The following is a 13,029-nucleotide window of genomic DNA, read 5'->3' as shown; positions in this document are numbered from 1 at the left end:
CTGCCTCTGCCGTTTGGCAAAGTGTGTTGGCTTGGCGGTCCAGTTCGCCGACCGCTGCTAAAGTTGGCTCGGATCTACCGGATCGGCCTGCCCCTGATTGCGGGTCAGTTCAGCCTGCGAGGCTCCGGTTTCCTGGGGAACGCGCTGGCAGAACACTTCCAGCATGTGCCCGTCAGGATCATAGAAATAGATCCCGGTCGAAACCCCATGGTCCAGGATTTCGGCGATCTTGACGCCACGCTCCGCGAAAAAAGCGTAGTTCCGCCGCAAATCGTCCATGCTCGTGCCAGCCATCATCAGGCCGACATGCTCAAACTCTTTGCCTGTGGTCGCGCCTTCTTCTGCCGGAAACAGCGCAATATCGTGGTCGCTGACCCCGAAGCTCAAAAATACGCCGCCCTTATACGGGCCATCGGCGGCACGAGCGACGATCTTCATGTTGAGGATGTCGCTATACCATTGCGCGGAGAGTTCGGGGTCCTTCACGAACAATACGATATGGGCGATCTTCTCCACCCGGATCGGGGAGGTTTCAGTTTGTGACATGCGGCAACCCCAAATCTTCAGGAATTCCAGGTATCCAGGTCAGATCCGTAATCTCGTTGAACTCGCGCCATTCCTTTGCCCAGGATTTTCCGGCATCTGTCGAGAGATACAGATAACCGAATTTGCTTCCCGCCAGCATGAAATCAGGATCGGCCGGATTTGCGCCGAATGCCCACATGCAGGAGTTTGAAGGGCGGTCGAGTTCCGCCTTCGTCCAGGTCAGGCCAGCATCGTCCGATGTCAGTATCGCGGCCGTGGTGCCGGGCGTCCCGTCACCAATTCCCAATGCAATCTCCCGATTACTGCCAGGCTTGCGCATCAGCAGTCGCGAATAGCGCAGGCCCCAACTTTCCTTGGCAGGCAGACGGACCCAGGTCTCGCCATTGTCGGTGGAACGATAGAGCGCGATGACGGTGAGCGCGAGATGCACTGTCGTTCCATCGTCCTGCTTCAGAATAACGATGTCATGCAGATCGGAATTGCCACCAAATTCCGACCAGCTCGTATCGATGCGTTGCCACGTATCGCCACCATCGCGGCTGCGGTACAGGCCGCCTTCTTCAACCCCTGCCCAAACATCATTGGAATCGGCCGGGTCGACGGCAAGCGCCAGCATGCGGGGGCGATTCACGCCCGCGCAAAACTCCGGCATTTCCAGCGGCGTGCGTTCCCAGCTCTTTCCGCCATCGCGCGAACGGAACAGGATAGCGCGCGAAGGGGCGCCAGTGCCGGCATAGATCACCTTCGGATCACTCTCGCTCACCACCAGCTTCCACACGGCAAGACCGTTCAGCGCACAATCAATCCTGCTCCAGTGAACGCCATGGTCAGCGCTGTAGAACAAACCTTTTTCCGCCCCGGCAAACAGCGCTTCGGGATTGGCGGGATCAATCAGCAGGCAGCGAACCCGGTCGTCATATTCCAGATCCTGCCCGATATTGATCCGATACCAATGCTTGCCCTCGTCATGGGTGCGAATGATCGCCTGCCCATCGGTTGCAACTATCATGGTCCTGCTCATGAGGTCTCCTGCTATTCTATCGATGCTTGCTATAGTCCGACGCCGTTCAGCTCAGATTGACCCAGATGCTCTTGATCTCGGTGTAGAGCTCCATCGCCTGGCGACCATGCTCACGCCCCCAGCCGGACTGCTTGAAGCCGCCAAATGGCGTGGCATTGTCGACAAGATTGAAACAGTTGATCCAGACCGTCCCGGCCTTGACCGCTCCGGCTAGGCGGTGCGCCTGCTTGAGGTCGTTCGTCCAAATTCCTGCCGAAAGGCCGAAATCGGAATCATTCGCCTGCGCCACCAGATCTTCGGGGTCCGACCAGCTCAGCGCGCTCAACACCGGGCCGAAGATTTCCTCTCGCACGATGCGCATGTCACGGCCCGCATTTGCCATGATCGTGGGTTCAAAGAAGAAACCCTCGCCATGGGCTTTTGGCCGACCGCCACCGATCAGGATTTCAGCCCCTTCATTCTTCCCGATTTCGACATAGCCGCTCACCTGGTCCCATTGCTCCTGTGACACCAGCGGACCGAAATTCACGCTCGGGTCCAGACCATTGCCGATCGTGAGCCGCGCCGCATGGTCAGCAACCCGTGCCAGAAGATCGTCATGGATCGAGGCATGCGCATACAGCCGCGAACCTGCGGTGCAGGTCTGCCCCTGATTGAAGAATATCCCCGCCGCTACAGATGCCGCGGCGGCATCGAGATCAGCGTCAGGCAGGACGATCTGCGGAGATTTTCCACCCAGTTCGAGACTGACCTTCTTGAGATTGACGGTAGAGCCGCGCACGATCGCCTTGCCGACAGCGGTCGACCCGGTGAAGGCTACCTTGTCCACGCCTGGATGGTCGACCAGTGCCGCACCCGCTTCGCCAAAGCCGGTTATGACATTGAAAACGCCAGCAGGAATACCGGCCTCCAGAGCCAGTTCAGCCAGCCGCAGGGCCGTCAGCGGGGTTTGCTCGGCTGGCTTGAGGATAACGGTACAACCTGCTGCCAGCGCCGGGGCCACTTTCCATGCCGCCATCGACATGGGATAATTCCACGGCACAATCAGTCCGCAAACGCCCACCGGCTCGCGCACCGTATAATTCAGGATTTTCGCGCCGCTGCGGGGCGATACCGGCAGCGTTTCACCGCCAAATTTCGTCGGCCAACCGGCATAATAGCGGAAGGTCTTGATCGAACCTTCGATTTCGACGGCCTGGGTCAGCGTTGCCGGCTTGCCATTGTCCATGCACTCAAGAACGGCCAACTCTGCTGCATCGCGCTCGATCAGATCGGCCAGACGATTCAGCAATTTGGAGCGATCCACTGCGCTCATGTCGCGCCAGCTGGGATCGACCAGCGCCTTGCGCGCGGCTTTGACCGCCAGATCGACGTCGGCTACGCCACCTTCTGCCACCTGGCAAATTTCCTGGCCCGTCGCAGGATTTACGGTGGCGAAGGTCTTGCCCGACTGCGCCTGCACCGATTTCCCATCGATAATCAGCCCGCGGGGCGTTTTGCCGAGATCAGAGCGAAGCGCTTCGGCCTTTGCATATGCTGTAGACTGTTCTGACATGGCCTTGACCCTCAATTGCTGAAACCTGTTCTGCCCGCGGCGCCTTGACGCCTGAGCGATTCCATCCATCTAATAGCGGATCGACACAATGTAAACAATTATAGATTTATCAGATTATTTGTTGCATATGCACGACAATGCCAAAGACGTTCAGACCGAAGGAATCATGGTGCAGGACAACAATTTCGATCTTGAAAGGGCACTGCTCGCGGCCACCGGGGAAAGGCGAATGTCGACGCCCCTGCCCCAGCAATTTCCGAGCGTTGACGAGGCGTATGCCATTCAGCGCAGAATCCACGCCCGGACTGGTCAACCCATCATGGTGTGGAAACTGGGCCTGACCGGCAAGGCCCCGCAGGACGCGTTCGGCGCTGCCGAGCCAACCGTGGGTCGCCTTCCGGCCAGCGCGATATTTTCGGACCGCAGCCAGATTTTCGCGGTCGTGCCGGAAATATATGCGGAGGCAGAACTGGTGTTCGAAATGGGCAGCGATCTGCCGGTGGTGGACAGGCCCTATACACGGGCCGACATCTGCGCGGCGCTCAAGGGGATTTATACCGGCATCGAGATCGTCTTTTCCCGTTTTACCGACGATCACCAATCGCTGCCCCTGCTGATCGCCGACAATGTCAATGCCTACGGCCTTGTGCTCGGCGGCAAACTGTCGTCGCAGTGGGAAGACAGGTTTGCCGATATGCCAGCCAAGCTCAGCCGCAATGACGAGGCGCCTGTCGAAGGCTCGACCGCAAGAGTTTTGGGCAACCCGCTTGATGCTGTCGTCTGGCTGGCCAACTGGTTGCGCGAAAACGAAAATGACAATTTGAAGAAAGAACAGTTGATCGCATCGGGCACCACGACCGGCGCGACCGAGATTTTCGCAGGAGACACTATAAGCGTCAGCTTCGACGGCGCACCTGCGGCCCGTATCTCCCTCATTCCGTCAGACGAGAAGGACCAGTCGTTATGAATTTGAAACTTGGTATTGAAGGCAAGGTTGCCGTCATCACAGGGGGTGGCGTTGGCATTGGCAAGGAAACGGCGCGCAAGCTGGCGCTTGCCGGCGTCAAGGTAGTGATCGCTGCGCGTACCGCTTCGAAGCTTGAAGCGGCAGCGCAGCAATTGCGTGACGAAACAGGTGGCGAGATCATCGCGGTTCCAACCGACACCACGTCCAAGGAATCGGTTCAGGCGCTTGTCGATATCGCAGTGGAAAAATTCGGTGCCGTTCACATATTGGTGAATTGCGCCGCAGCGCCGGGCGGACTGGTGCGCAATGCCATTGAGGAAGCGGACGAAGATGCGCTCATGCTGGACCTCAATACAAAATTGTTCGGCTATTTCCGCACGGCAAAGGCGTGCGTCCCTTACATGCGCAAGGCTGGCTGGGGACGGATCGTCAATGTTGGCGGGTTGACCGCGCGCTGCACCGAAGCGCTGTCGGGCATGCGCAATACAGCGCTCGTCCATTTCACAAAGACGCTGTCGGACGAAGTGGGCAAGGATGGCATCACGGTGAACATCATTCACCCCGGCGTCACCCGGACCGAACATATCGAGGAATGGTTCGCCGAAATGGCGGCCGAGGAAGGCACCACGGTCGATGCGATCGTCGCGCGCGAAGCCGGTGATCCGGCCGCGCTGAAACGCATGCTCGAAGTGGAAGAAGTAGCCGATCCGATCGTGTTCCTGTGCTCCAATCTGGGCAGCGGGATCACGGGCGAATCGATCGCCGTCGACGGCGGCCTGTCGCGCGCCATATTCCTCTAAACGGCAATGGGCTGCCCTGAGAGGGGCAGCCCGTTTTCAACCGTCGGACGATGATCGCAACGCATCGGCGCGTCGTTATGCGGGACTATATGCCCGCCATCTCCCTCATGCGGGGCTGCGTCCCCATTGTGCAGTCGAAATTGTGACAATGATGCTGAGCGCCAATATGAGACTTGCGGCATAGATCATGACCGCAAAAGATCCCGTGATCAGGCTAGCCGCCGCAGCAGCGGGGCCCAGCCCCGTGCCAAATGTCTGGATCGACGCCATTGCGCACACCACGCGTCCGCGTTTGCAGGCTTCCGAGCATATTCCTGACAAAAGCGGCTGCGCGAAATTCCAGCTGAACAACATCATCGCACAGGCCAGGATATAGGCCGTGCTCGAAACCTGGTCGCGGAACAACAGAAAGCTGATGGTGCCGATCAACCCGCTGAATATCAACGGCCAGCTCCGTCCCCAGCGGCGCGGCAGGACACCTGCCAGCCCTGCCCCGACGACGCCCGCCATGGTTCCAATGGACAGCCCGCTGGCAATGGCGTTGTCCGTCAAACGGCTCAACTGGCCGATGCGCTCGGCATAGCTCCACACCCCGCCCATGGCGAAGAAGAGCAGAAACACGCCGACAAGCGCGCCGGATGCCACCCGCAGGTCCAGCTTGCCGCCGCCCGCCGCGAATATGTCCGGCTCATCCTTGCTGCCGTCGGGAAAGGCCCGTAGCGAGAGCAGCACGAGAGCCGTAAGCCCTGCATTGGCGATGAAAATGGTGCTTGGCGCGAACATCGCCATCAACGCGGGAAGAAAGTAGAGAAACAGCGAGCTCAATGCGGCGCCGGTCACCAGATATATGGCAAACGCCCGATCCGGATTTTTCGCGCGGCCCAAAGCTGCAAAGGCAAAGCCTATCGCAATTCCTTCCCCTGCCCCGGCCACGACCCGCGCGGCGGCCATGGCCGGAAAACTGACAACGGCTGCCGTTAAAATATTTCCGCTTATTATGAGCGCCAGGCCAAGACCTACGGCCACACGCCAGGGCACTCTGGACAAAGCAAATGTGCTGAGGCCGATCGTCACGCCCATGGCGTTGATGTCCCAGGCCGCCAGATAACCCAGCTGGTCGTCGTTAAACCCGGTTTTCTGCGCTATTACCGCCAGGAAACCGGGCGTCACGAAAATCACGACCGCGCCGACCAGCCCAAGCAATATTGCAGAAATCAGTCCGCCTCTGGTCAGGCGTTCCGCGCCTTGTTCCGCAGCGCCCAGGCCCGAAATCGCCGTGTTAAGCTCCATGTCGCCCCATTCCCAAGGTTTAGTGAACGGGCCGCCCAGAAAGTCTGGACGGCCGTTATGCGATCAGGCTTTCAAAACATCGTCGACGGCCAGCGCGAATTTGTCGACGATCTCGTCGGCTTCCGCACGCGTGAGTACGAGCGGCGGGGCGAAGACAAGCGTGTCGCCCAATGCGCGGGTGATCAGCCCCCGTTGCGCCGCCGCTTTGAGAACCTGACGCCCGGTGCGATTTTCCGGCGGCAGGATTTGCTTTGTCTCACGGTCCTGCATCAGTTCGATGCCCAGCATCAGGCCCTGGCCCCGAATATCGCCGACATGGGGATGCTGGCCCAACCGGTCGCGCAAGCCCTGCATCATGTAGGGGCCAACATCGGCTACATTTTCAACCACCTTGAGCTCATCGATCAGCTTGAGCGCGGCCAGCGCGGCCGCCGCGCCGACAGGATGGGCCGAATAGGTGTAACCATGGCCAAATACGCCGATCTTGTCCGCGCCGGAGTCCAGAACGTCCCAAACCTTGGGAGAAATGAACACGGCCGACATGGGGAAATAGCCTGACGTCACCCCCTTGGCGGAGGTAATGAGGTCGGGTTCATATCCATATGTCTGGCTGCCCCAATAGGTGCCCAGACGACCAAAGCCCGAAACCACTTCGTCCGCGACCAGCAGAATGTCATTCTTCTTGAGGATCGGCATGATCTCTTCAAAATAGCCTTCGGGCGGCGGAATGAGACCACCAGCGCCCATTACGGCCTCTGCGAAAAATGCGGCGATGGTATGCGCGCCTTCCCGCTCGATCACATCTTCCAGTTCCTTGGCGAGCTGGCGGGAAAATTCCCGCTCGGACATGCCGTCAGGCGCCTTTCGGTAATAATAGGGGGCGCTGACATGCAGGATCGGCCCCTTGGGCAAATCGAACAGATTATGCATGCCCGGCAGGCCGGTCAGGCTGGCCGTGGCGACGCCGGAGCCATGATAGGCATTCCAGCGCGCAATGACCTTCTTCTTTTCAGGCTTCCCGCGCAAATTGTTGTAAACCCAGATGATCTTGAGCTGCGTTTCGTTCGCATCGCTTCCCGACGTACCGAAGAAGATGCGAGACATGGGCACCGGCGCGCGCGCCAGCAGCGCCTCCGCGCATTCGCCCACAACATCCGTGCTCATGCCGTTGAAGGTGTGGAAAAACGAAAGCTTCTCGCTTTGACGTGCAATCGCCTCGGAGATTTCCTTGCGCCCATAGCCAAGGTTCACGCACCAAAGGCCGGCCATCCCATCAAGATATTCCTTGCCGTGAATGTCCCGAACCCGCACGCCGGAGCCCGATTCCATCATCATCGTGCCTTCAGCCTTCAGATCGTTGATCGATGTGAACGGATGAAACTGGCTGCTCACGTCACGCTGCGAGGATTGGGAAAGCTTCTCAAACATCATAAATCTCCGTCGATCACCACAACACGAATCGCCGCCATGCAATTCAAGTGGGCGCACACTCGTGCATGGGCATCTGCATACGCAACAGTGAATATCAAAACAATATTATTTTTGCATAATCGCAACAATTACGAACAAGCGCGCCTTTAGCTTTCGCCCTATTTCAGCAATCCGATTGACTAATCTGGCTCTATGAAAGAGGGAGAGGCATGGAAGAAAGACCGGACCTAGGTAACGTGATGGCGATGATCTCGTTCGCCGCCGTTGTAAGCACAGGGGGGTTTTCGAACGCCGCCAATTTGCTGGGCTATTCAAAGGCCGCCGTCAGCCGCCAAATCGCCAAACTCGAACAAAGCATTGGCGTGCGCCTGCTGGAACGGACGACGCGTTCCGTTTCGCTGACCCCTGCCGGACGCGAAATGTATGCGCGCTGCGCCAGAATTGTCGATGAGGTGAACGAGGCAAATCAGATCATCACCGGGATGGTGTCAAAGCCTCGCGGCGATCTCAAGGTCAATGCGCCCGTCGTTTCCTCGCTGTTCGACCTGACGGCGATAATACCCAGATTCCTGCAAACCTATCCCGACGTACGCCTGTTCCTCAACTTGTCGGACAGCCATGTCGGAATGCTCAAAGGTCGTTTCGACGTGGCCTTCTGGATGGGCGATCCACCTGACTCCAGCTTTGAATATGTGCTGCTTCGGGATTATCCGATGGCTTTGATCGCAGCGCCGGCCTATCTCGCCAAGACCGGCAAGCCGCATACGCCGCATGATCTGAAGGATCACACTTTCATCATTGAAACCCATCTCTCGAAAGTGGGCGAATGGCGACTTTCCGATGATGTTTCGGTTACCGTCAATCGCGGCCCGCTGACCAGCAATTCGGTTCGCATGGCGCGCGAGGCCGCGCTTCAAGGTCTCGGCATCAGCTACCTGCCTCGCTTCCTGGTGGAAGAAGACATCGCGGCGAACCGGCTGGAACCGCTCCTGACCGATGTGGTCAGCGAAAGCATCCCGCTTCATATCATCTTCCCGCGCGGCAATTTCGCCCTTTCCAAGGTCAGGGCGTTCGTCGATTTCGTTCGTGAAAATATGCGGCCTGACAAGCCGGACGCTTCAGCCCCCCTGCTGGCACTCGCGCACGACCTGAAATCCTGACGCCACTTCAGCTCGGTATCCGGCCCCTCGCAGGGCCAGGATAAGCCGGGGTTGATCTGATCCGATCACAAATCCATGCAATCATTGTCGAAACCGAACGCAAGGCCGCCGACATTGCGCGCATAGGGATAGGGATTGTTGGCGACATGCGCGCGGGCGCAGTGAATATCGAGGAAAGCGCGCTGGACGACATTGCCAGAATAGATCGCCTTTCCTCCCGAAAACAGCATCAGCTTGTCGATTGCTTCGACGCAGCGCGAAACCATGGCGGTGGTGCTATGGCCCAATTCCGCGCGGCGCTCGATCGGCCAGTCGCCACTTACCGCCCTGGCTTCCAACTCCGCCAGATCCGCCGCGAGCCGCAGCTCAAGATCGCTCAATATGAGCTTCACGTCCGCGACCGCCTTCTGGATCGTCGGATCGCTCGCCACGCTCAATCCGGTATAAGTCGTGCGCTTCTTGCGCGTCGTTTCCACAAACACATTCAATGCCCGTCGCAGCGAACCTATGGACGTGGTCGAAACCGTCCGGTTGAAAAGCTGCGCAAACGGAATCGCATAGAGCGCTTCGCTGTTGAGCGCGTGTCCGGGACAATCCAGATTGAACATGTCGCGTTCGCGCAGGACGCGATGCTCCGGGACGAACACGTCATCCACAACGATATCGTTGCTTCCGGTCGGGCACAGGCCCATCACATTCCAGGTATCGACGATAGTATAGTCGCTGCGCGGCAGCAGGAAATTATAGGGTTCGGCTTTACCATCCCCCCCTTCTGCAACCATGTTCGCGCCCAATATCACCCATGAACAATGCGCCGACCCGCTCGAAAATGCCCAGCGACCGCTGAACCGATATCCACCATCCACCTTCCTGGCCTGCCCCGTTGGCATATAGGATGAACTGATCAGCACGCTTTGGTCCTGGCCCCAGACATCTTCTGCGGCCTGTGGATCGAACAGGGCGAGCTGCCAGTTGTGAACGGCGACGACGCCATAGACCCACGCGCTGCCCATGCAGCCCTCCGCCAGCGTCTTTGCCACCTCGCAATAGACAGCCGGTGACATTTCATAGCCGCCATAGCGTTTGGGCTGTAATATCTTGAAAAAGCCGGCCTCCTGAAACGCAGCGATGGTTTCCGCCGGCACCTGCCTGTTGGTGATCGCCTGTGCCTCACGCTCCTGCAAGATCGGAACGAGCGCACGGGCGCGCTCTACAATGGCGTCCGGGGTGATGCTGGTTTCCAGAGGGTGCATTTGCGATAATCCGTTTGCGGCTTTCAGGACCTGAGGCACGTTGCTCTCCTTTTCGGGCAGCGAATCACTGCGACGATTGATCCAATGTACCTCATGGCGATCTCAATTGACAATCGGCTATAATTCTCGCGATTGTTGCGTGATGGCAACATGAAGCGCGTCCATGATTGATTATTTAATGTCTATATTCAGTATGTTACATTCTCATCTGCCTGACAGCGCTCAAATCAGAAAAACCGGCTCCATCGATCAATTAATTGTTTCCATTTAGGAACAATGAAAGCATAATACCGCCTGCTGTAAATTTATATTGCCGCGTCACGACGGCTCGTTTTGCAGCTTGCCTGTTCGCAGTGCTGTGGGGACAAAAAAATCTAGGGAGTGAGTGATCATGCAGAATAAGACACGCGCCGCGCGGTGCGTTTCGTTGATATTGGCGTGCTCGGCGTTGACCGTTCCGGTTCTGGTTAGCGCTCAGGAAACCACTGATGACGGCGCGCAGCCGGCACTGTTCGGCGAAATCGTCGTCACCGCCAACAAGCGCAGTGAAAGTCTGCAGAAAGTTCCCATTTCGGTCAGCGCCTTTACCGGCGAACAGATCAACCGCCTGGGCATCACCGAAACGACGCAGATCACGCAGCAAATCCCCTCTTTGCGCGTCAATGCCTGGTCGCCGAACCTGACCATCTTCAGCCTGCGCGGCATATCGCAGAGCAATTTTACCGATAATCTGGAAGCGCCGGTCGCTGTCTATCAGGACAATGCCTACATCGCATCGATGAACGCGATTTCGGGCCAGTTGTTCGACATTAAGCGTGTGGAGGTCCTGCGCGGACCGCAGGGTACGTTGTTCGGTCGCAATGCCACTGGCGGGTTGATCCATTATCTCAGCGAAGATGCCAGTCGTGACGAATTGAACGGTTATGTTCAGGGCGAATATGGCCGATTTGACAGCAAGTCTCTGGAAGGCGCCGTCGGCGGGCAACTCACGCCGGGGCTGCGCTTCCGCGCCGCCGCCCGCATGGAAAAGGCCGATGGCTATATCAAGTCCCGCGACACGCTGGCGCCCGATGGTTCGCTGATCGCGCCAGGCAGCGGACAGGATCTGGGCGGCAAAAACGGATGGGCGGCGCGCCTCAATATCCAGGCGGACTTTTCACCCGATGCAACGCTCAGCCTCTGGTACAAGCATTCCGAAGACAATAATGTCGCGACCGGCGGCTATGTGTTTGAAAACTGCGTCTATCTCGACAATGGCTATTGCAACACCAATGCGGCGGGCCTGAGCGACGATCAGAATGGCGTGATCAACGGTGTCACTGGCGAAGCAGCATCGCCATGGGTTCATTTCGGCGAGCGCAAAGGCAGGCTCGACCGGGTGATGAACAGCTACCAGGCCGAACTGAACTGGGATCTTGGCGCGGCCAAGCTGACATCCATCACAAATTATCTGGAGATGGACAAAACCTATGCAGAAGATGGCGATGCGCTGCCCTTCCTTATCGTCAACGTCGATACCTCGATCAACTTTCACCAGTTTTCGCAGGAACTGCGGTTTGCGGGCGAGACAGACCGTCTGAAATGGCAGCTTGGCGCCTATTATCTCAACATGTTCTATGACGGCGTTCACGGCGTCACCGGCGCGCCGATCTACGATCTGGCAGTGTCGGGAAATGGCGGTTTCTCCGTCCCGACCGTCGATCAATTTTACAAGATCAGGTCGAAAAACTGGTCGCTATTCGCTCAGGGCGACATCACGCTGACGGATCGATTGTCACTGACATTGGGTGGCCGATATTCGAAAGATAATAAATCCATCGCCTATGTTAACATCCTGAGCGATCCCACCTACGCGCCGCAACCCAACCCCGTCGTGCTGTTCACCGACAAGGATCTGGCGGCCGTCGTACCTGGCGTCAATCGTGAAAAATATGGCGATTGGGCAGCCCGCGCGTCCCTCAATTTTCAGGCCACTCCAGACACGCTGCTGTTCGCATCCTGGAACCGGGGTATCAAGGGCGGCAACTGGTCGCTTTCATCCAATATCGCAGCCGCTGATTTCCAGCACCGGCCTGAAACGCTCAACAGCTTCGAAGCAGGATTCAAAACATCCCTGCTAGGGCGATCGCTGCGCCTCAACGGCACCCTATTCCATTATATCTACGATGATTATCAGGCTTTTTCCCTTGCCGGCGGCGTACCCCATGTTTTCAACAGCAATGCCCATGCGACGGGCGCAGAGCTGGAAGCCTTCTGGTCCCCGTCGAAAAATTTCGATGTTGTGTTGGGCGGCACATGGGAAACATCGTCGGTCGACAGCATACCGGCGACCGACGTCCAGTTTGGACCGGAGTTTTTTCCGGGAGCGCCTGACAGTCAATATTGCACCAATCTGGGCGGCCTGTTCCGCTGCGATTTCCCGCAAAAGACCATTAAAGGCGCACAATTTCCAAACGCCCCGCGCTTCAGCGTCAACTATCTGCTGCGCTACAACCATGACGTTCTGGGCGGCAACATCGCCGCGCAGATCGACGGCGTATGGTATGACGATCAATATCTGGAAGTGACCAACGGCCTGGGTTCGCAGCAGAAGGCCTATAATGTCACCAACGCGTCCCTGACCTATCGGCACGAAGGCACGGGCATGTCGCTCACCGCATGGGGACGCAATGTGTTCGACAAGGCCTATCGCGCCTATGCCCTCAACCTCGGCATTCTGGGCGTCACCTCCATCTATGCGCCCCCGGCCACATATGGTGCGACCCTGCGCATACCTTTTGGCGCACGATAAGCAGCCGGTGCCCAACCCCGGAGCTGCATGGCTCCGGGGCCATTTCCTCCTGACCGCAACCAGATAGCCTCCATCTCAAGCAACGCGATAACGCTCTCGACGACAACATTATCGTTTCAAATCTGTTGGTTGTATCCGACAATTCGAGTGATCGAGAGGGGCAGCAGAGCAGGTTGGCCGCCAAGGCGCGGACCTGATCGGGGCCAGGCATGACG

At 57.9% G+C, this 13,029-nt stretch carries 10 protein-coding genes; 4 read left to right on the top strand and 6 right to left on the bottom strand.

Annotated features, from left to right (window positions below; genetic code table 11):
* Positions 1 to 57 precede the first annotated feature (57 nt).
* From SX1_RS06025 to SX1_RS06015, 3 genes are read right to left on the bottom strand one after another with little or no spacing between them, the layout of a single operon-like run.
* Positions 58 to 546: a VOC family protein gene (locus SX1_RS06025; protein WP_017181282.1), complete on the bottom strand. Its 489-nt coding sequence runs from the start codon at positions 544 to 546 to the stop codon at positions 58 to 60.
* Complete coding sequence (locus tag SX1_RS06020) at positions 533 to 1,567, bottom strand: WD40/YVTN/BNR-like repeat-containing protein (protein WP_241763569.1); 1,035 nt, start codon at positions 1,565 to 1,567, stop codon at positions 533 to 535. Before SX1_RS06020 ends, SX1_RS06025 begins: the two co-directional genes overlap by 14 nt.
* Positions 1,568 to 1,613: 46 nt before the next feature.
* Entirely contained in the window at positions 1,614 to 3,122 is a 1,509-nt protein-coding gene (locus SX1_RS06015) for an aldehyde dehydrogenase family protein (protein ID WP_017181284.1), read from the bottom strand.
* 229 nt (positions 3,123 to 3,351) lie between these two features.
* On the opposite strand from SX1_RS06015, the gene SX1_RS06010 reads away from it, so the two are divergent.
* Complete coding sequence (locus SX1_RS06010; RefSeq protein WP_255209707.1) at positions 3,352 to 4,089, top strand: 2-keto-4-pentenoate hydratase; 738 nt, start codon at positions 3,352 to 3,354, stop codon at positions 4,087 to 4,089.
* Positions 4,086 to 4,889 carry an SDR family NAD(P)-dependent oxidoreductase gene (locus tag SX1_RS06005; RefSeq protein ID WP_017181286.1) on the top strand — a complete coding sequence of 268 codons (804 nt, stop codon included), beginning with the start codon at positions 4,086 to 4,088 and terminating at the stop codon, positions 4,887 to 4,889. The genes SX1_RS06010 and SX1_RS06005 overlap by 4 nt, the downstream gene beginning before the upstream one ends.
* Positions 4,890 to 4,994: 105 nt before the next feature.
* On the opposite strand, the gene SX1_RS06000 is transcribed toward SX1_RS06005, so the two are convergent.
* Together SX1_RS06000 and SX1_RS05995 are read right to left on the bottom strand one after the other, a co-directional pair.
* The gene (locus SX1_RS06000) at positions 4,995 to 6,179 is read right to left on the bottom strand and encodes an MFS transporter (RefSeq protein WP_017181287.1); all 1,185 of its coding nucleotides are present in this window, start codon (positions 6,177 to 6,179) and stop codon (positions 4,995 to 4,997) included.
* Positions 6,180 to 6,242: 63 nt separating this feature from the next.
* Complete coding sequence (locus tag SX1_RS05995) at positions 6,243 to 7,610, bottom strand: aminotransferase (RefSeq protein WP_017181288.1); 1,368 nt, start codon at positions 7,608 to 7,610, stop codon at positions 6,243 to 6,245.
* A 209-nt stretch (positions 7,611 to 7,819) separates the two neighbouring features.
* Here SX1_RS05995 and SX1_RS05990 point away from each other — a divergent pair, with 209 nt between their 5' ends.
* The gene (locus tag SX1_RS05990; protein ID WP_241763570.1) at positions 7,820 to 8,770 is read left to right on the top strand and encodes a LysR family transcriptional regulator; all 951 of its coding nucleotides are present in this window, start codon (positions 7,820 to 7,822) and stop codon (positions 8,768 to 8,770) included.
* 65 nt (positions 8,771 to 8,835) lie between these two features.
* Here the strand turns inward: SX1_RS05990 and SX1_RS05985 are convergent, their stop codons facing one another.
* A complete protein-coding gene (locus tag SX1_RS05985) occupies positions 8,836 to 10,023 on the bottom strand; it encodes an acyl-CoA dehydrogenase family protein (protein ID WP_017181290.1) in 1,188 nt (395 codons plus the stop codon).
* Positions 10,024 to 10,414: 391 nt separating this feature from the next.
* Here SX1_RS05985 and SX1_RS05980 point away from each other — a divergent pair, with 391 nt between their 5' ends.
* On the top strand, positions 10,415 to 12,814 hold the full coding sequence (locus SX1_RS05980) for a TonB-dependent receptor (protein ID WP_241763571.1): 2,400 nt from the start codon (positions 10,415 to 10,417) through the stop codon (positions 12,812 to 12,814).
* Positions 12,815 to 13,029: the final 215 nt, after the last annotated feature.

Source organism: Sphingobium xenophagum NBRC 107872 (assembly GCF_000367345.1).
GTDB classification, from domain to species: Bacteria; Pseudomonadota; Alphaproteobacteria; order Sphingomonadales; family Sphingomonadaceae; genus Sphingobium; species Sphingobium xenophagum.
This window is presented reverse-complemented; position numbering and strand designations above follow the sequence as displayed.

What these genes read in the sequence shown, in the direction of transcription:
- SX1_RS06025 (WP_017181282.1), bottom strand. Translation starts at nt 546, where the DNA reads ATGTCACAAACTGAAACCTCCCCGATCCGGGTGGAGAAGATCGCCCAT.
- SX1_RS06020 (WP_241763569.1), bottom strand. Translation starts at nt 1,567, where the DNA reads ATGAGCAGGACCATGATAGTTGCAACCGATGGGCAGGCGATCATTCGC.
- SX1_RS06015 (WP_017181284.1), bottom strand. Translation starts at nt 3,122, where the DNA reads ATGTCAGAACAGTCTACAGCATATGCAAAGGCCGAAGCGCTTCGCTCT.
- SX1_RS06010 (WP_255209707.1), top strand. Translation starts at nt 3,352, where the DNA reads ATGTCGACGCCCCTGCCCCAGCAATTTCCGAGCGTTGACGAGGCGTAT.
- SX1_RS06005 (WP_017181286.1), top strand. Translation starts at nt 4,086, where the DNA reads ATGAATTTGAAACTTGGTATTGAAGGCAAGGTTGCCGTCATCACAGGG.
- SX1_RS06000 (WP_017181287.1), bottom strand. Translation starts at nt 6,179, where the DNA reads ATGGAGCTTAACACGGCGATTTCGGGCCTGGGCGCTGCGGAACAAGGC.
- SX1_RS05995 (WP_017181288.1), bottom strand. Translation starts at nt 7,610, where the DNA reads ATGATGTTTGAGAAGCTTTCCCAATCCTCGCAGCGTGACGTGAGCAGC.
- SX1_RS05990 (WP_241763570.1), top strand. Translation starts at nt 7,820, where the DNA reads ATGGAAGAAAGACCGGACCTAGGTAACGTGATGGCGATGATCTCGTTC.
- SX1_RS05985 (WP_017181290.1), bottom strand. Translation starts at nt 10,023, where the DNA reads ATGCACCCTCTGGAAACCAGCATCACCCCGGACGCCATTGTAGAGCGC.
- SX1_RS05980 (WP_241763571.1), top strand. Translation starts at nt 10,415, where the DNA reads ATGCAGAATAAGACACGCGCCGCGCGGTGCGTTTCGTTGATATTGGCG.